We start from the raw sequence: 16,674 nt of genomic DNA, 5'->3' as shown, positions 1-16,674 counted from the left end.
GCTATCAGACAAGCCAAGGCCGGAACGAATAGAGAAAAGGAATACATCATGGGTAAAATCATCGGTATCGACCTGGGCACCACCAACTCCTGCGTGGCAGTGGTAGAAGGCGGCAACCCGAAAGTCATCGAAAACGCCGAAGGCAACCGCACCACGCCGTCCATCATCGCTTACGTCGAAGACGGCGAGATTCTGGTGGGCGCGCCGGCCAAGCGCCAGGCGGTGACCAACCCGAAGAACACCATTTACGCCGCCAAGCGCCTGATCGGCCGCCGTTTCGAAGACAAGGAAGTGCAGAAGGACATCGACCTGATGCCTTTCGAAATCCTGAAGGCGAAGAACGGCGACGCCTGGGTGAAGGCGCGCGACCAGGAGCTGGCACCGCCGCAAATCTCCGCCGAAGTGCTGCGCAAGATGAAGAAGGCCGCCGAAGACTACCTGGGCGAGGAAGTGACCGAAGCCGTGATCACCGTGCCGGCCTACTTCAACGACAGCCAGCGCCAGGCCACCAAGGACGCCGGCCGCATCGCCGGCCTGGAAGTGAAGCGGATCATCAACGAGCCGACCGCGGCCGCGCTGGCCTTCGGTCTGGCCAAGCAGGAAGGCGACCGCAAGATCGCGGTGTACGACCTAGGCGGCGGCACATTCGACGTGTCCATCATTGAGATCGCCGACGTGGACGGCGAGCACCAGTTCGAAGTGCTGTCGACCAACGGCGACACCTTCCTGGGCGGCGAAGACTTCGACCAGCGTGTGATCGATTACATCGTCACCGAGTTCAAGAAGGAGCAGGGCGTTGATCTGAAGCAGGACGTGATGGCGCTGCAACGCCTGAAGGAAGCGGCTGAAAAGGCCAAAATCGAGCTGTCCAGCGCGACCCAGACCGAGGTGAACCTGCCGTACATCACCATGGACGCCACCGGTCCGAAGCATTTGGCGATGAAGATCACCCGCGCCAAGTTCGAAAGCCTGGTTGACGACCTGATCGCCCGTTCGATCGAGCCGTGCCGCGTGGCGCTGAAAGACGCCGGCGTATCGCTGGCCGACATCACCGACGTGATCCTGGTCGGCGGCCAGACCCGCATGCCCAAGGTGCAGGACGCGGTCAAGGAATTCTTCGGCAAGGAGCCGCGCAAGGACGTGAACCCGGACGAAGCGGTGGCCGTCGGCGCCGCGATCCAGGGTTCGGTGCTGTCGGGCGACCGCAAGGACGTGCTGCTGCTGGACGTGACCCCGCTGTCGCTGGGCATCGAAACCCTGGGCGGCGTGATGACCAAGCTGATCCAGAAGAACACCACGATCCCGACCAAGGCCTCGCAAACCTTCTCCACCGCCGACGACAACCAGACCGCCGTGACCATCCACGTGCTGCAGGGCGAGCGCGAGAAGGCCGCCGCCAACAAGTCGCTGGGCCAGTTCAATCTGGGCGACATTCCTCCGGCGCCGCGCGGCATTCCGCAGATCGAGGTCGAGTTCAACATCGACGCCAACGGCATTCTGCACGTGTCCGCCAAGGACAAGGCTTCCGGCAAGCAGGCCAACATCACCATCCAGGCCTCCTCCGGCCTGTCCGAGGCTGAAATCGAGCGCATGGTGCAGGACGCCGAAGCCAACGCCGAGGAAGACAAGAAGCTGCACGAGCTGGTGACCGCGCGCAACCACGCCGAAGGCCTGATCCACAGCATCAAGAAATCTCTGTCCGAGCATGGCGACAAGATCGGCGCCGACGAGAAGGCCAAGATCGAGGACGCCATCAAGGCGGCCGAGGAAGTGGTGAAGGGCGACGACAAGGACGCCATCGAAGCCAAGGCGGAAGAGCTGGCCAAGGCCAGTCAGAAGCTGGGCGAGATCATGTACGCCCAGGCCGCTCAGGCGGAAGGCGGCGCCGAAGGCGCGCAAGCCGCCGCCGGCGACAAGAAGGACGAAGGCAATGTGGTGGACGCCGAGTTCGAAGAAGTGAAGAAAGACAAGGCCTGATAGCCGTCTTGTCATGATGGCGCCAGATGACCGGGCCAAGCCCTCCGGGAAGCCCCGGGGCTTGCTCCGGTCATCGGCGTTTGCGTGACGTCTTCAGGTTCGGTCTTTTGGAGAGTGCATGTCGTCCCGTATCACCTTTTCGGCCCGAGGGCCGTTTTTCGAAACGCTGAAGTCCCGGGTTGACGCCTATTTTCAGCAAACCGGCCAACGCCACACCGGCAATCGGCTGCTGCATTTCAAGACTGTGTTTTCCTACGCGCTGGCTGGTTTCAGCTACGCGATGCTGGTGTGGGGCGCGGAGCATCTGTGGACGGCGCTGCTGGCAGGTTTCGGCCTGACGCAGGGCCTGGTGCTGATCGCCTTCAACGTGATGCACGACGGCGCGCACGGCAGCTATTCGCGCAAGCGCTGGGTGAATTGGCTGATGGGCTCCAGCATGGAAGTGCTGGGCGGCAGCCAGAGCATGTGGCAGCAGAAGCATAATGTGCTGCACCACACTTACACCAATGTCGAGGGCAAGGACGACGACATCGCGCTGGGCAGCCTGATGCGCTTGTCGCCTGCCACGCAGTGGCGGCCCTGGCACCGGCTGCAGCATTGGTACGCGGTGGTCCTGTATAGCCTGTTGACGCTGTTCTGGTTGCTGTTCAGCGATTGGCACAAGATGATACGCGGCAAGATCGGCGACACGCCGCTGCCGAAGCGGGCATGGTGGGAATGGCCTTATTTCGTGGCCACCAAGTTGCTGTATATCGGCTATGCGCTGGTTCTGCCTGCTTTGTACCATCCGTTTTCGCATGTGCTGCTGGCCTTCCTGGGCGTGCACCTGCTGTTCGGCCTGACCTTGTCGGTGGTGTTCCAGTTGGCCCACACGGTGGAAGGCGCGGCGTTTCCGCTGCCGGACGGCGACGGCAAGATGGCGGACGAGTGGGCGGTGCACCAGTTGAAAACCACGGCCAATTTCGCTTGCGGTAACCGCCTGGTGACTTTTTACATGGGCGGCCTGAATTTCCAGGTCGAGCATCATTTGTTCCGCAAGACCAGCCATGTCCACTATCCGGCGCTGAGCAGGATAGTCGCCGAAGCCTGTCGCGAGCATGGCATGCCCTACCAGTCGTTCCAGTCGGTGTGGTCGGCGATGAGGGCGCATTTCCGCTTTTTGAAACAGATGGGGCGACAACCGGCCGCGCTGAGCGTGGGCCCTGTTGCTGCGGCAACCAGAATTTGAGAGTGACAGCAAGATGTCCAAACGAGACTACTACGACGTGCTCGGCGTCAACCGAGACGCTTCCGACGACGACATCAAGAAAGCCTACCGCAAGCTGGCGATGAAATACCATCCGGACCGCAATCCGGACAGCAAGGAAGCGGAGGACAAGTTCAAGGAGGTGAAGGAGGCCTACGAGATCCTGTCCGACAGCCAGAAGCGCGGCGCCTACGACCAGTTCGGCCATGCCGGGGTTGACCCGCAGGCCGGCGGGGGCGGCGGGCAGGGCTTCGGCGGTTTCGGCGATTTCGCCGACATTTTCAGCGACATCTTCGGCGGCGGCCGGGGCGGCAACGGCGGCGGGCGCTCCAATGTCTACCGCGGAGCCGATCTGCGCTACAACATGGAGATTTCGCTGGAAGAAGCGGCGCGCGGCTGCGAGAAACAGATCCGCATCCCGTCGCACGAATCCTGCTCCACCTGCAGCGGCACCGGCGCCAAGCCGGGCACCCAGCCCAAGACCTGCGCCACCTGCGGCGGCCACGGCCAGGTGAGGATGAGCCAGGGCTTCTTCTCGATCCAGCAAACCTGCCCGACTTGCCATGGCACGGGCAAGCAGATCACCGATCCGTGCACCAGTTGCCACGGCGCAGGGCAGAAGAAAACCACCAAGACGCTGAACGTGAAGATCCCGGCCGGCGTCGACGAGGGCGACCGCATCCGCCTGGGCGGCGAGGGCGAGCCGGGGCAGAATGGCGGCCCGGCGGGCGACTTGTATGTGGTCACTCATATCAAGCAGCACACGGTGTTCCAGCGCGACGGCATGGACCTGCACTGCGAGATGCCGATTTCCTTCTCCACCGCGGCATTGGGCGGCGAGGTGGAAATTCCGACGCTAGACGGCATGGCCAAGGTGAAGATCTCGCCGGAAACCCAGAGCGGGCGCGTCTATCGCCTGCGCGGCAAGGGCGTGAAGGCGGTGCGCGGTGCCGAATTCGGCGACCTGCATTGCCATGTGGTGGTGGAAACCCCGGTCAAGCTGACCGAGCGCCAGAAAGAGTTGCTGCGCGAGTTCGAGGCGATCAGCCAGGGCGATGTGGCCACCCACAATCCGCGTTCCAAGTCCTTCATGGACAAGCTGCGCGACTTCTTCGAATAAGCCGCTTTTCGCCCGCAGCGCAAAACGCCAGCCTCAGGCTGGCGTTTTTGTTTGGGCGTCGCAAAGCAAAACGGCCGCCCATCGGGCGGCCGTTCGCACATTCCTGAAACCGGGGAGACTTAGAAGTTGTGTTTCATCATCGCCCAGATGGTGGACGAAGTGTCCTTGGCGTGCTTGTTGATGGTCTGCGCATCTCGGTTTTCCTTCACCTGGCCGTAGCCGGCTTCCAGCAGCGTGCGCTTGCTGAGCGTGTAGTCCAGCCCGATCGCCCATTGGGTCGCGCCCAGGCTGTAGCGGATGCCGTCCACTTTGGCGTCGTTGCGCTTGGAGTAAACAATCGACGGCTTGAAGTTGCCGATGGTGTAAGCGGCGTTCAGCGCCCAGCCGGTGTTTTCCAGCTTGTTGATGCCGGTATTGATGATGGGGCTCAGGCTGGCGACGCCGGGCAATTTCAGCGAGCCGTCCTTGTTGGCGGCGTGGGCATCGCCATAGAGCGTGACCCATTGATAGCTGGCCGCCAGATACAGCGCGTCGCTGGTGTAGCCGCCTTCCAGGCGGTTGGTCGAGCTGTTGCTGCCGCCTTTGGTGTTCATCGCGCCGGCGTAGGCCCAGGCGCCGAAGAAGCCGGAATTCTGGTAAGCGAGGCGCAGGCCGTATTTGTCGCCTTGCTTCATCTGGCCGGCGGTGCTGTTTTCGCCTGCGCCGTATTGCAGCGAGGCGTTGAAGCCGTAGAAATCCGGGGAGTCGTAGCGGATGCTGTTCTTGAAGCGGGAGTCGCCATAGGCGCCGAACACGTCTGTGGCTTCGTACAGCGGGAAGCCGGTGCCCATGCTGTCGCGGTACGGGCCGTACAAGTTGTCGGTGGATTCGGTGTCGCCCAGCACATCGGTGATGTAGCCCATGCGAATTTTGCCGAAGCCGCCTTCCAGGCCGACGAAGGTCTGGCGGTTGGCCAGGGTGCCGGAGTCGGTGCTGCCGAAGCCGGTGGTGCCGTCGGTGGAGAAGCCGGTTTCCACCTGCCAGATGGTTTTCAGGCCATTGCCCAGATCTTCATTGCCGCGGAAGCCGATACGGCTGCCGAAATCGTCAACGCCGAAAGTGGAGCTGTAGTTGTTGGTGCTGTTCTTGGTGATGGAAACGCCAGTACGCAGCGAGCCGTAGATATTGACATCGGCTTGAGCGAATGCCGGGATGGCCGCTGCGATGGCGGCGGCGAGTGCGATTTTCTTCATTTTCTCTAAAACCCTTTGTTTCGATTTTTTGCCCTGGGGCGCCTTCCGACGGTGTTGTTTTTATTCCGTCGTGATAGGTTCGGCAGTGTGTGGGAGGGATGAGTTTTCCGTCAAGACATACTTGTTAACATATCAGGAAGCTGACTGTGATGCTCTATGAATTTTTATGGCATTTGTTTTAGTTTATTTTGCTATTTTCTTTCTATTCAATGGCTTGTTTTTGCTGGTTGCGCTGGGTTCTGTATTTTTTGCGAGGTTGAATTTGTATGGAATATAAAAATTTCAGCCGATAATGATAATGTTTGTTGCTTTTTTGCATTTTGCTGCAATTGCACAATTAATGATGATTGAGTTTTTGTCATGCGCCGCCATGGCTGGGGAATGTCGGTGGATTCGCTGGCCACCAGCCGCCGCCTGGCATGAGCGCCAGCAGACGGCCGGATGTGAGCCGCAGGCCGTTTGTTGAGCGGATGCCTCCGTTGGCCGCGCAGCTTATCGCGGTTTCGCTTGTCGTTTGATGAGGCGCTTGCGTCGGGCTAGGCAGCAGGATTCGGATTGAGCTCGCGGAATGGAAGAATGTGAGGCCAGGCATTGGAAAAGCTGATGGATGCTTAAATGAATTTGAAAAATGGATGTTTTTGCTTTTCTACTATGCAATGAGCCGCGGATTTCCAACGCCGCCGTGGCCGGAGTGCGGCGGAGCGACGAATGCTGCGCGGATGCATAGGGGCGATGCGTAAAGCCCGCTGCCGCATCGTGGGGATTGGGCGTACAATTGCCGATGTCTTTTTTAGGGGGCTGTCGTCATGATTTTTGCTAATCGCTATTTCCCGGTGACCCGCATGCGCAGGATGCGCAAGGATGAGTTCAGCCGCCGGTTGATGCGCGAGAACGTGCTGACCACCAACGACCTGATCTACCCGGTCTTCGTGATGGAGGGCAGCAACCAGGTGGTGGACGTGCCGTCGATGCCGGGCGCGCCGCGCCTGACGCTGGACAGGCTGCTGCCGGTGGCCGAAGAGGCGCTGGAACTGGGCATCCCGATGCTGTCGCTGTTTCCGGTGATCACCGGCAACAAGGACAATGAAGGCAGCGAGGCCTACAACCCGGACGGGCTGATTCCGCGCGTGGTGCGCGAGTTGAAAAAGCGCTTCCCGGAGCTGGGGGTGATGACCGACGGCGCGCTGGATCCCTATACCATCCACGGACAAGACGGCGTGATCGACGCCAACGGCTACGTGCTGAACGATGAGACCACCGAAATCCTGATCAAGCAGGGCCTGTGCCATGCCGAGGCCGGCGTCGACGTGTTCGGCCCGTCCGACATGATGGACGGCCGCATCGGCGCCATCCGCGAGGCTTTCGAGGAAGAGGGCCTCATCCACACCAAGATCCTGGCCTACTCCGCCAAGTATTCGTCCGGCTTCTACGGCCCGTTCCGCGACGCGCTGGGCTCGTCAGCCAACTTGGGCAAGGCCGACAAGAACAGCTACCAGATGGACCCGGCCAATATCGAAGAGGCGATCCAGGAAGTGGCGCAGGATCTGGAGGAGGGCGCCGACATGGTGATGATCAAGCCCGGCATGCCCTATCTGGACGTGATCCGCCGCGTCAAGGACACCTTCCATGTGCCCACCTTCGCCTATCAGGTGTCCGGCGAGTACGCGATGCTGAAGGCGGCGTTCCAGAACGGCTGGCTCAACGAAGAGAAGTGCATGATGGAAAGCCTGCTCGCCTTCAAGCGCGCCGGCGCCGACGGCATCCTCAGCTATTTCGCGATGGACGCGGCTCGCTTGCTGCGCCAGCGCTGATATCATGAATGGATGAGCCGCACCCCTTGCCAAGACAGCGGCGAGGGGTGTTTGTCTATCTAAGGGCAATATATGGATGTGCTGCACTCCACCTGGTTCTGGCTGGCGGTGATCGCCGCGCCGGCCATTCTCGTGATTGGCACGCTGGCCCGGCTGGCCAGGCGCGAGCCGCCGGTCAAGCTGCCGCCTGGCGTCAAGCCGCTGGGCTGGGACGAGGAGGACGATGTTCCGGAAAAGTTGCATGACGGTGACAGAGAGCCGCCAAAACACTGATAACTGTCACTGCTAGCGCGCATGCGGCTGGGCTAGAATGGCGACAGTTTCGGCGCGCAGCCGCCAAGAGCGGCGCGCGGTGCCTGCGGACGCGGGTTCGATTCCCGCGTCCGGCCAATCCAAAGGACTGCCATGAATCACACTTATCTTGCCCACCTGCAGGCGACGCTGGCCCAGATCAAGGCCGACGGCTTCGAGAAGCCGGAACGCGTGATCGCCACGCCGCAAAGCTCCGATATCGCGCTGGCCGGCGGCGAGCATGTGCTGAACTTCTGCGCCAACAACTACCTGGGCCTGGCCGACGACAAGCGGCTGGTGCTGGCGGCCAAGGCCGGCATGGACCAATACGGCTACGGCTGCGCGTCGGTGCGTTTCATCTGCGGCACCCAGTCCATCCACAAGCAACTGGAAAAGTCGATCTCCGATTTCCTCGGCACCGACGAAACCATCCTGTATTCCAGCTGTTTCGACGCCAACGGCGGCGTGTTCGAAACCCTGCTGACCGAAGAGGACGCGGTGATCTCGGACGAGCTGAACCACGCGTCCATCATCGACGGCGTGCGCCTGTCCAAGGCCAAGCGCTTCCGCTACAAGAACAACGACATGGCCGATCTGGAGGCGCAACTGGCCGCCGCCGAAGCGGCCGGCGCCCGCTTCAAGCTGATCGTCACCGACGGCGTGTTTTCGATGGACGGCATCATCGCCGACCTGAAGGGCATTTGCGATCTGGCCGAGCGCCATGACGCGCTGGTGATGGTGGACGATTCGCACGCGGTCGGCTTCATCGGCGAAACCGGCGCCGGCACCCCGGAATACTGTGGCGTGTCCGACCGCGTCGACATCTACACCGGCACGCTGGGCAAGGCGCTGGGCGGGGCGTCCGGCGGCTACGTCGCCGCGCACAAGCCCATCGTCGACCTGTTGCGCCAGCGCTCGCGCCCCTATCTGTTCTCCAACACGCTGGCCCCGGCCATCGCCGCCGCCAGCGTGGAAGTGCTGAACATCCTGAAGAGCGGCGAAGGCGCGGAGCTGCGCGCCAAGGTGCGCCGCAACGCCGAGCTGTTCCGCAAGGAAATGTCCGCCGCCGGCTTCACCCTGGTGCCGGGCGAGCACCCGATCATCCCGGTGATGCTGGGCGATGCCCGTCTGGCCGGCGAAGTATCCGCCAAGCTGCTGGCCGAAGGCGTGTACGTGATCGGCTTCTCCTACCCGGTGGTGCCCAAGGGCAAGGCCCGCATCCGCACCCAGATGTCTGCCGCGCACAGCGAAGAGCAGGTGCTGAAGGCGGTGGCCGCGTTCACCAAGGTCGGCCGCGAGCTGGGTGTAATCTGATTTGACCGCATGACAGGCGGCGCGGATCGAATGCCCGCGCGCCCAAGGATAGAGACATGAAGGCGCTTGCCAAGCTGAAGGCCGCTCCCGGCCTGGAAATGACCGACGTTCCGCAGCCGGAAGTCGGCCACAACGATCTGTTGATCAAGATCGTCAAGACCGCGATCTGCGGCACCGACATCCATATCTGGAACTGGGACGAATGGTCGCAGAAGACCATCCCGGTGCCGATGCACGTCGGCCATGAATACGTCGGCGTCGTCGCCGGCATGGGTTCGGAAGTGCAGGGGTTCAAGATCGGCCAGCGCGTGTCCGGCGAAGGCCACATCACTTGCGGTTACTGCCGCAACTGCCGGGCCGGCCGCCGCCACCTATGCCGCAATACCACCGGCGTGGGCGTCAACCGCGAAGGCGCGTTCGCCGAGTATCTGGTGATTCCGGCCTTCAACGCCTTCCCGATTCCGGATGACGTCTCCGACGACCTGGCCTCCATCTTCGACCCGTTCGGCAACGCCGTGCACACCGCGCTGAGCTTCAACCTGGTGGGTGAGGACGTGCTGATCACCGGCGCCGGTCCGATCGGCATCATGGCGGTGGCCATCGCCAAGCATGTCGGCGCGCGACACGTGGTGATCACCGACGTCAACGACTACCGGCTGGATCTGGCGAAGAAGATGGGCGCCACCCGCGCCGTCAACGTCGCCCGCGAAGACCTGAAGGCGGTGATGCAGGAGCTGCACATGACCGAAGGCTTCGACGTGGGCCTGGAAATGTCCGGCAATCCGCAGGCTTTCCGCCAGATGCTGGAAACGATGAACCACGGCGGCAAGGTGGCGCTGCTGGGCATTCCGCCGTCCAACACCGCGATCGACTGGAACCAGGTGATCTTCAAGGGCCTGGAAATCAAGGGCATCTACGGCCGCGAGATGTTCGAGACCTGGTACAAGATGGTGGCGCTGATCCAGTCCGGTCTGGACATCAGCCCCATCATCACCCACCACTTCAAGGTGGACGAGTTCGAGCAGGGCTTCGCCGCCATGCTGTCCGGCCAAAGCGGCAAGGTGATCCTGGACTGGCGCTGAGCGTCGTCCCGGTTCGACCGCATGCGAAGCGGCTCCGAGAGGAGCCGCTTTTTCATGCCCGCTCAGGCGGTTTTGAAATAGGCGATCATCCGCCGCAGGTGTTCCGCCTGCGTGTTCAACTGGTCGGAGGCGGCGGACAACTGCTCGGAGGTGGAGGCGTTCAGCTGGGTGGCCAGCGACAGGTGGTTGACCGCGGCGTTGATCTGCTGCAGGCCTTCGCTCTGTTCATGCGAGGCCAGCGCGATCTCCTGCACCAGGCTGGCGGTTTTGCGGATGGCGGGCAGCATTTCGTCCAGCGCCGCGCCCGCCTGTTCCGCCATGTCCACGCTGCAGCCGGCCAGCGAGCCGATTTCCCGCGCCGCCGTCTGGCTGTGTTCGGCCAATTTGCGCACCTGGGCGGCCACCACGGTGAAGCCTTTGCCCTGGCTGCCGGCGTGGGCGGCCTCGACGGCGGCGTTCAGCGCCAGCAGATTGGTCTGATAGGCGATGTCGTCTATCACGTCTATCCGGTTGGAAATGTCGCGTATCGCCGCCACGGTGCGGGTCACGGCCTCGCCGCCGCCGCCGGCGCTTTGCGCCGCCTGGCGGGCCATGGTGTCGGTGAGGCGGGCGCTTTCGGAGTTCTGGGTCACAGTGGCCGCGATCTCTTCCACCGAGGCGCTGGTCTCTTCCAGGCTGGCGGCCTGCAGCGACGCGTTCTGGCTCAGCGCCTGCGCCGAAGCCGCGACCTCGGACGAGGTGGCGTTCAATTGCTCGGCGTCGAGCCGCAATTGCTCGATCACCCCGGTCAGCCGGTTCACCATGTGCTGCATCGCCGCCAGCACGCTGCGATCGTCGCCGTCGCGCAGCGCCGGCCTTGCCGTCAGGTCGCCGCCGGCCACCCTGCGGGCGATCTCGGCCACCGCTGCCGGCTCGCCGCCCACCTGGCGGAACAGGCCCCGGCCGATGTGGCCGATGGAGCCGGCCAGGACCAGCAGGCTGAGGGCGGCGACCGCGATGAACAGGTTCAGGGTCTGGCGGTAGCCGCGGTCGGCTTCCGCGATCCGATCGGCCAGCATCTTCTCGAATCCGTCCTGGACCTGGGCGCTCTGTCGCAGCAGCTTATCGGTCATCGCGCGGTCCATGCCGCGCACCAGCTTGTCGACGGCTTGCCCGGAGAGCGGGTCTTCCTGGCGGAAGGCTGCCAGCGCCGCGCGGTAGCGGACGGTCAGCCGGAGATGTTCGTCGCGCACCGCGTCTACCGCCGCGCTGGACTCGCCGTCGTCGCGCTGCGCGGCGGAGGCCTGGGCCAGCGTTTGCTCGACGATGGCGCGCTCGGCTTCGAAGGCGGCTAGGTAGCGCTGGTAGTCGGCCGGATTGTTGCCGCGCAGCAGCACGTCCTTCCAGTCCTGCACCTGCACCTTGAAGTGCAGATTGGCCAGCTGCATCGCGTGGTTGATCCGGCTGCCGCGGCTGACCTGCTCCAGTTCCCGCCGGGTGTTTTCCGCCATGTCGCGCAGCTGGCCCAGGCAGGATAGGGACAGCAGAAGCAGGACCGTCAGGTTGATCAGGGCCAGGAGCCAGAGCCTGGTTTTCATGCTGAGAGCTTGTCGCATCGGCATTTCTTCGCATCGGGCTGGTTGCTATCGGTATAGCCCGCCGCGACGGAGTCTTCGCGTTCCCGCGCGATGCCGGCCGCTGTTGACCGCAGTCAATGAGGGCGGGGCGGGGGCAGGGATAATCGTGCTTGAACGGGTTTTTTGGAGACGATGATGATCGCGATAATCGGCGCGGGCGTTTCAGGGCTGTCCTGTGCCTGGTGGCTGCAACGGCAGGGCGTGGCGGTACGGGTATTCGAGGCGGCGGAGCGCGTCGGCGGCAAGGTGAGCACCTTGGCGGCTGACGCTTTGTGCGAACAGGGGCCCAATATGCTGTTATTGGACGAGGAGCTTCAGCAGTGGCTGGCCGAGTTGGGCCTGTCTCCGCTGTGGCCGGAGCAGGGCAGCGGCTTGCGGCATGTGCTGCGGAGCGGGCGATACCGGCCGCTGCCATCCGGGCCTTGGCAGTTGCTGGCTGGGAGCTTTTTGAGCTGGCCGGCCAAGTGGGCCTTGCTGCGCGGCCTGCTGCGGCCGGGCAGTCCCAAGGAGGCCGAGGCCAGTCTGGCCGAGTTCTGCCGCCGCCGCTTCGGACAGGAGGTGCTGGACAAGCTGCTGGACCCGCTGGCCGGCGGCGTGTTCGCCGGCGATCCGGAAGAGTTGGCTCTGGATGAGACGCTGCCGAGGCTGGCGCGGGCGGCGGCGCAGCCGCTGCCTTTGTGGCGGGGACTGTGGCGGCAAAGGACCGCGCGCGCCCGGATGTGCACGCTGCAAGGCGGGCTGCAGCAGTTGCCGCAGCGGCTGGCGCGAGACCTGGACGTGAGGCTGGACTCGCCGGTGACCGCGCTGCGCCGCGACGGCGAGGGCTGGCGGCTGCGAACCCGCGAGGGGTGGACGCGGGCCGAGCGAGTGGTGCTGGCCCTGCCGGCCGACGCCGCGGCCGAGCTGCTGCATCCGCTGGCGCCGGAGATGGCCGATATTTGCCGGCGCATCCCGTACGCGCCGCTGGCGGTGGTGTCCACCTTGCTGGACGGCGAGGCGATGGACCGGCCGCTGCCCGGCTACGGCGCGCTGCATCCGAGCGGGGAGGGGGCGCTGACGCTGGGCCACCTGACCGTCAGCAATATCTACCCTCACGTTTGTCCGGCGGGCACCCGGCTGGTGACCAGCTTTATCGGCGGCCGCAGGCATCCGGAATCGCTGGAGAGCAGCGACGCCGCATTGTTGAATGGACTCAACGCCGAGCTGGAGAGGCTGTTCGGCATGCGCGGCAAGCCGCTGGCGCAATACCTGGCCCGCTGGCCGCAGGCGCTGCCGCAGGGCACCGGCTTGCAGCGCAGGCTGCGCGGCGCGGCGGCGCCGTGGAGCGGCAGGGGGCTGCATCTGTGCGCCAACTGGCTGGACGGCGCCTCCCTGCCGGATTGCCTGGGAAAAGGGCGAAGGCTGGCGAAGCAATTGGCGGAGAGGGCGTCCGGCTTTGCGTGAGCGGCCGCAGGGGGTAGAATCGACCCTTGTTTCTTCAATTTTCCAACACCACCTCTATGCTTACCTTCCAGGAAATCATCCTCACGCTCCAGCACTACTGGAACCGCCAGGGCTGCGCGCTGCTGCAACCGTACGACACCGAAGTGGGCGCGGGCACCTCCCATACCGCCACCTTCCTGCGCGCGCTGGGGCCTGAACCCTGGAACGCCGCCTACGTCCAGCCCAGCCGCCGCCCGAAGGACGGCCGCTACGGCGAGAACCCGAACCGCCTGTTCCAGCACCACCAGTTCCAGGTGGTGCTGAAGCCGTCGCCGTCCAATATCCAGGAACTGTACCTGGGCTCGCTGCGGGAGCTGGGCCTGGACCCGACGGTGCAGGACATTCGCTTCGTCGAGGACAACTGGGAAAACCCGACGCTGGGCGCCTGGGGCCTGGGTTGGGAAGTGTGGCTGAACGGCATGGAAGTGACCCAGTTCACCTATTTCCAGCAAGTGGGCGGTCTGGATTGCAAACCGGTGCTGGGCGAGATCACATATGGTCTGGAACGCCTGGCGATGTATCTGCAGGGCGTGGAGAACGTTTACGATCTGATCTGGACCCACTTGCCGGACGGCCAGCCGGTCACCTACGGCAATGTGTTCTACCAGAACGAGGTGGAGCAGTCGAAGTACGCGTTCGAGCACAGCAATGTCGAGCTGCTTTTCCGCCAGTTCAACGACTACGAAGCCGAAGCCAAGACGCTGCTGGACGCCAGCCTGCCGCTGCCGGCCTACGAGATGATCCTGAAGGCGGGACATGCCTTCAACCTGCTGGACGCCCGCGGCTCCATCTCGGTGACCGAGCGCGCCGCCTACATCGGCCGCATCCGCAATCTGTCCCGCGGCGTGGCGCAGGCGTATTACGACGCCCGCGAGGCGCTGGGCTTTCCGATGTGCCGCAAGGACTGAGCGGAGGGAGGTCTATGCTGTTAGGGGCGGCGGCAATCGTCGTCGCGCCTGACAGGGGGTGGATATGAGAGTCAAAGCCGCATTCTGGCTGTTGTTCGCTTTGCCGGCCTGGGCGCAGCCGGCCGCCGACTGGGTGGTGTACCAGGACGGCAGCCAGATGCAGCTGGCGATAGACGGCAACTCGCTGTGGCTGGGCAAGGATGGGCTGGTGCATTTCATCAACCAGGAACGCTTCGCCAAGCAACGCTACGAGAAGTCGTACCGGTTGAACTTCTATATCCGCCGCACCACCGGTTACGCCGATTGCAAGCAGTACCAGTACGTGTTTGTCGGTTCCGAGTATTTCGACAAGAACAACAAGCACCTGTTTTCCACCATGTTCCCGGTGCCGCGCTATGCCTGGAAGTGGCAGCCGGTGAACGAGGATTCGGTCGCCCACGCCATGATGAAGGTGATTTGCGAGGCGGCGGGATCCGCATCCCGATAATTGAAGCTTGAGAGAATGAACGCGACCCTGTTGATCGAACTCCTGACCGAGGAGCTGCCGCCCAAGGCCCTGCCGCGTCTGGCCGCCAGTTTCGCCCAGACCATCGCCGAAGAACTGAAGAAGATGCAGTTCGCCGCCGCCGACGCCGAGGCGGTGGTGTACGCGTCGCCGCGCCGCCTGGCGGTGCAGCTGTCCGGCGTGCTCGCCGTGCAGCCGGAACAACGCATCACCCGCCAGGGCCCGGCCGCCGCCGCCGGCATGAAGGACGGTCAGCCGACGCCGGCCTTGGCCGGCTTCGCCCGCTCCTGCGGCGTGGGCGTGTCCGAACTCTCCATCGTCAGAAACGGCAAGCAGGATGTCTACGCCTATTCCAGCACCAAGCCGGGCGAGGCGCTGTCCGCGCAGCTGGCCGACGTGGTGTCGCTGGCGCTGAAGAAGCTGCCGGTGCCCAAACTGATGCGCTGGGGCGATTCCGACGTGCAGTTCGTCCGTCCGGTGCACGGCCTGATCATGCTGCACGGCGACAAGGTGATTGAAGGCGAGGTGCTGGGCCTGAAGAGCGGCAGCGCCACCCGCGGCCACCGCTTCCTGTCGCAGGGCGACGTAGCCATCGCCAACGCCGATGGCTACGCCCGCGCGATGCACGAGCAGGGCAAGGTGATCGCCAGCTTCGACGCGCGCCGCGAGCTGATCCGCCACAAGCTGGCCGAGGCCGCCGCCAAGCTCGGCGCCACCATCGCCGCGCCGGATGAGCTGTTCGACGAAGTGACCGCGCTGGTGGAGTGGCCGGTGGTGCTGGAGGCCGGCTTCGAGGCCGAGTTCCTGCAAGTGCCGCAGGAATGCCTGATCCTGACCATGCAGCAGAACCAGAAGTACTTCCCGCTGCTGGACAAGAACGGCAAGCTGATGAACCGATTCCTGCTGGTGTCCAACGTCGATCCGCAGGATCCGTCCTTCGTCGTCGGCGGCAACGAGCGCGTGCTGCGCGCCCGCCTGTCCGACGCCAAGTTCTTCTTCGAGCAAGACAAGAAGCACCGCCTGGACAGCCGCCTGCCGCGCCTGGCCAATGTGGTTTACCACAACAAGATCGGCTCGCTGCTGGAGCGCGTCGAGCGCCTGCAGAGCATCGCCGGCGCCATCGCCCATGAGCTGGGCGCCGACGCCGCGCTGGCCGCCCGCGCCGCGTATCTGGCCAAGGCAGACCTGGTGACCGACATGGTCGGCGAGTTCCCGGAACTGCAGGGCATCATGGGCATGTACTACGCCCATCACGACGGCGAGCACGCCGAAGTGGCCGCCGCCATCGAGGGCCATTACCACCCGCGCTTCGCCGGCGACACGTTGCCGGAAGGCAAGATCGCCACCGCGGCGGCGCTGGCCGACAAGCTGGAAGCCATCGTCGGCATCTGGGGCATCGGCCTGATCCCGACCGGCGACAAGGACCCGTTCGCGCTGCGCCGCGCCGCGCTGGGCGTGGTGCGGATGGCGCTGGAAGCCGATCTGGACCTGAAGCGCCTGCTGGCGGTCGTCGTCGAGGCCTTCCCCGCCGGCAAGCTGTCCGCCAACGTCGCCGAGGAAGTGTTCGGCTTCATGATGGATCGCCTGAAGAACTTCCTGGCCGCCGATTACAAGGGCGACGAGATCGACGCCGTGCTGGCGCTCTCGCCCAGCCGCCTGAACGAAGTGCGCGCGGTGCTGGCCGCCGTGGCCGCGTTCAAGTCGCTGCCGGAAGCCGCCGCGCTGGCCGCCGCCAACAAGCGCGTCAACAACATCCTGAAGAAGGCCGAGGGCGAAATCGGCGCGGTGGACGCCGCGTTGCTGCAGGAAGCCGCCGAACAGGCCTTGTACGCCGCGGTGCGGGAGCTGGCGCCGGCGGTGGAGGCCAAGTTCGCCGCCCACGACTTCGCCGGGGCGCTGTCGCAGCTGGCCAGCCTGAAGGCGCCGGTGGACGCGTTCTTCGACGGCGTGATGGTGATGGCCGAGGACGCCAAGGTGCGCGCCAACCGCGTAGCGCTGCTGGCCAGCCTGGCCGCGCTGTTCAACCGCGTGGCCGATATTTCGCTGCTGGCGGAGTAAGCGGCAGGCAGACGCATGGATGGGAGGAGGCC

At 64.1% G+C, this 16,674-nt stretch carries 14 protein-coding genes and 1 tRNA gene; 12 read left to right on the top strand and 3 right to left on the bottom strand.

Annotated elements, in window-relative coordinates; translation table 11 throughout:
- Positions 1 to 48 precede the first annotated feature (48 nt).
- The 3 genes from dnaK to dnaJ all read left to right on the top strand — a co-directional run bounded on the left by dnaK (position 49) and on the right by dnaJ (position 4,343).
- On the top strand, positions 49 to 1,977 hold the full coding sequence (gene dnaK / locus VL52_RS13435; protein WP_046157487.1) for a molecular chaperone DnaK: 1,929 nt from the start codon (positions 49 to 51) through the stop codon (positions 1,975 to 1,977).
- Between the two features lie 118 nt (positions 1,978 to 2,095).
- The gene (locus tag VL52_RS13430) at positions 2,096 to 3,205 is read left to right on the top strand and encodes a fatty acid desaturase family protein (protein WP_046157486.1); all 1,110 of its coding nucleotides are present in this window, start codon (positions 2,096 to 2,098) and stop codon (positions 3,203 to 3,205) included.
- 13 nt (positions 3,206 to 3,218) lie between these two features.
- Positions 3,219 to 4,343, top strand: a complete 1,125-nt coding sequence (gene dnaJ / locus VL52_RS13425) for a molecular chaperone DnaJ (RefSeq protein WP_046157485.1) — start codon at positions 3,219 to 3,221, stop codon at positions 4,341 to 4,343.
- A gap of 119 nt (positions 4,344 to 4,462) precedes the next feature.
- On the opposite strand, the gene VL52_RS23330 is transcribed toward dnaJ, so the two are convergent.
- Positions 4,463 to 5,575 (bottom strand): porin, encoded by a 1,113-nt coding sequence (locus VL52_RS23330; RefSeq protein ID WP_052717610.1) that lies wholly within the window; start codon positions 5,573 to 5,575, stop codon positions 4,463 to 4,465.
- A 206-nt stretch (positions 5,576 to 5,781) separates the two neighbouring features.
- Positions 5,782 to 5,979, bottom strand: coding sequence for a hypothetical protein (locus VL52_RS24555; protein ID WP_144410244.1), 198 nt, complete (start codon positions 5,977 to 5,979; stop codon positions 5,782 to 5,784).
- 402 nt (positions 5,980 to 6,381) lie between these two features.
- Here VL52_RS24555 and hemB point away from each other — a divergent pair, with 402 nt between their 5' ends.
- The 5 genes from hemB to tdh all read left to right on the top strand — a co-directional run bounded on the left by hemB (position 6,382) and on the right by tdh (position 10,073).
- A complete protein-coding gene (gene hemB, locus VL52_RS13415) occupies positions 6,382 to 7,386 on the top strand; it encodes a porphobilinogen synthase (protein ID WP_046157484.1) in 1,005 nt (334 codons plus the stop codon).
- A gap of 72 nt (positions 7,387 to 7,458) precedes the next feature.
- Positions 7,459 to 7,659: a hypothetical protein gene (locus VL52_RS13410; RefSeq protein ID WP_046157483.1), complete on the top strand. Its 201-nt coding sequence runs from the start codon at positions 7,459 to 7,461 to the stop codon at positions 7,657 to 7,659.
- 25 nt (positions 7,660 to 7,684) lie between these two features.
- Positions 7,685 to 7,776 (top strand) — tRNA-Leu (locus VL52_RS24910).
- Positions 7,777 to 7,791: 15 nt separating this feature from the next.
- Positions 7,792 to 8,991, top strand: coding sequence for a glycine C-acetyltransferase (locus VL52_RS13405; protein ID WP_046157482.1), 1,200 nt, complete (start codon positions 7,792 to 7,794; stop codon positions 8,989 to 8,991).
- Positions 8,992 to 9,047: 56 nt separating this feature from the next.
- On the top strand, positions 9,048 to 10,073 hold the full coding sequence (gene tdh, locus VL52_RS13400) for an L-threonine 3-dehydrogenase (RefSeq protein ID WP_046157481.1): 1,026 nt from the start codon (positions 9,048 to 9,050) through the stop codon (positions 10,071 to 10,073).
- Between the two features lie 62 nt (positions 10,074 to 10,135).
- Here the strand turns inward: tdh and VL52_RS25385 are convergent, their stop codons facing one another.
- On the bottom strand, positions 10,136 to 11,650 hold the full coding sequence (locus VL52_RS25385; protein WP_235429293.1) for a methyl-accepting chemotaxis protein: 1,515 nt from the start codon (positions 11,648 to 11,650) through the stop codon (positions 10,136 to 10,138).
- A gap of 174 nt (positions 11,651 to 11,824) precedes the next feature.
- On the opposite strand from VL52_RS25385, the gene hemG reads away from it, so the two are divergent.
- The 4 genes from hemG to glyS all read left to right on the top strand — a co-directional run bounded on the left by hemG (position 11,825) and on the right by glyS (position 16,642).
- Entirely contained in the window at positions 11,825 to 13,132 is a 1,308-nt protein-coding gene (gene hemG, locus VL52_RS23320; protein WP_052729286.1) for a protoporphyrinogen oxidase, read from the top strand.
- A 56-nt stretch (positions 13,133 to 13,188) separates the two neighbouring features.
- Entirely contained in the window at positions 13,189 to 14,079 is an 891-nt protein-coding gene (glyQ, locus tag VL52_RS13385) for a glycine--tRNA ligase subunit alpha (RefSeq protein ID WP_046157480.1), read from the top strand.
- A gap of 64 nt (positions 14,080 to 14,143) precedes the next feature.
- Positions 14,144 to 14,566, top strand: coding sequence for a surface-adhesin E family protein (locus VL52_RS13380; protein ID WP_046157479.1), 423 nt, complete (start codon positions 14,144 to 14,146; stop codon positions 14,564 to 14,566).
- A 15-nt stretch (positions 14,567 to 14,581) separates the two neighbouring features.
- Entirely contained in the window at positions 14,582 to 16,642 is a 2,061-nt protein-coding gene (gene glyS / locus VL52_RS13375) for a glycine--tRNA ligase subunit beta (RefSeq protein WP_046157478.1), read from the top strand.
- The last annotated feature ends 32 nt before the right edge of the window (positions 16,643 to 16,674 follow it).

It is taken from the genome of Chromobacterium vaccinii (assembly GCF_000971335.1).
Lineage (GTDB): Bacteria > Pseudomonadota > Gammaproteobacteria > Burkholderiales > Chromobacteriaceae > Chromobacterium > Chromobacterium vaccinii.
Note: the sequence above shows the minus strand (reverse complement) of the source record. Positions and strands in the feature narration are given on the sequence as shown.

Bases quoted from the DNA above. Each gene is read 5' to 3' on its own strand.
- VL52_RS13430 (WP_046157486.1), top strand. From the start codon at position 2,096: ATGTCGTCCCGTATCACCTTTTCGGCCCGAGGGCCGTTTTTCGAAACG.
- VL52_RS25385 (WP_235429293.1), bottom strand. From the start codon at position 11,650: ATGAAAACCAGGCTCTGGCTCCTGGCCCTGATCAACCTGACGGTCCTG.
- VL52_RS13380 (WP_046157479.1), top strand. From the start codon at position 14,144: ATGAGAGTCAAAGCCGCATTCTGGCTGTTGTTCGCTTTGCCGGCCTGG.
- tdh (WP_046157481.1), top strand. From the start codon at position 9,048: ATGAAGGCGCTTGCCAAGCTGAAGGCCGCTCCCGGCCTGGAAATGACC.
- VL52_RS13410 (WP_046157483.1), top strand. From the start codon at position 7,459: ATGGATGTGCTGCACTCCACCTGGTTCTGGCTGGCGGTGATCGCCGCG.
- hemG (WP_052729286.1), top strand. From the start codon at position 11,825: ATGATCGCGATAATCGGCGCGGGCGTTTCAGGGCTGTCCTGTGCCTGG.
- VL52_RS13405 (WP_046157482.1), top strand. From the start codon at position 7,792: ATGAATCACACTTATCTTGCCCACCTGCAGGCGACGCTGGCCCAGATC.
- glyQ (WP_046157480.1), top strand. From the start codon at position 13,189: ATGCTTACCTTCCAGGAAATCATCCTCACGCTCCAGCACTACTGGAAC.
- dnaJ (WP_046157485.1), top strand. From the start codon at position 3,219: ATGTCCAAACGAGACTACTACGACGTGCTCGGCGTCAACCGAGACGCT.
- dnaK (WP_046157487.1), top strand. From the start codon at position 49: ATGGGTAAAATCATCGGTATCGACCTGGGCACCACCAACTCCTGCGTG.
- hemB (WP_046157484.1), top strand. From the start codon at position 6,382: ATGATTTTTGCTAATCGCTATTTCCCGGTGACCCGCATGCGCAGGATG.
- glyS (WP_046157478.1), top strand. From the start codon at position 14,582: ATGAACGCGACCCTGTTGATCGAACTCCTGACCGAGGAGCTGCCGCCC.
- VL52_RS23330 (WP_052717610.1), bottom strand. From the start codon at position 5,575: ATGAAGAAAATCGCACTCGCCGCCGCCATCGCAGCGGCCATCCCGGCA.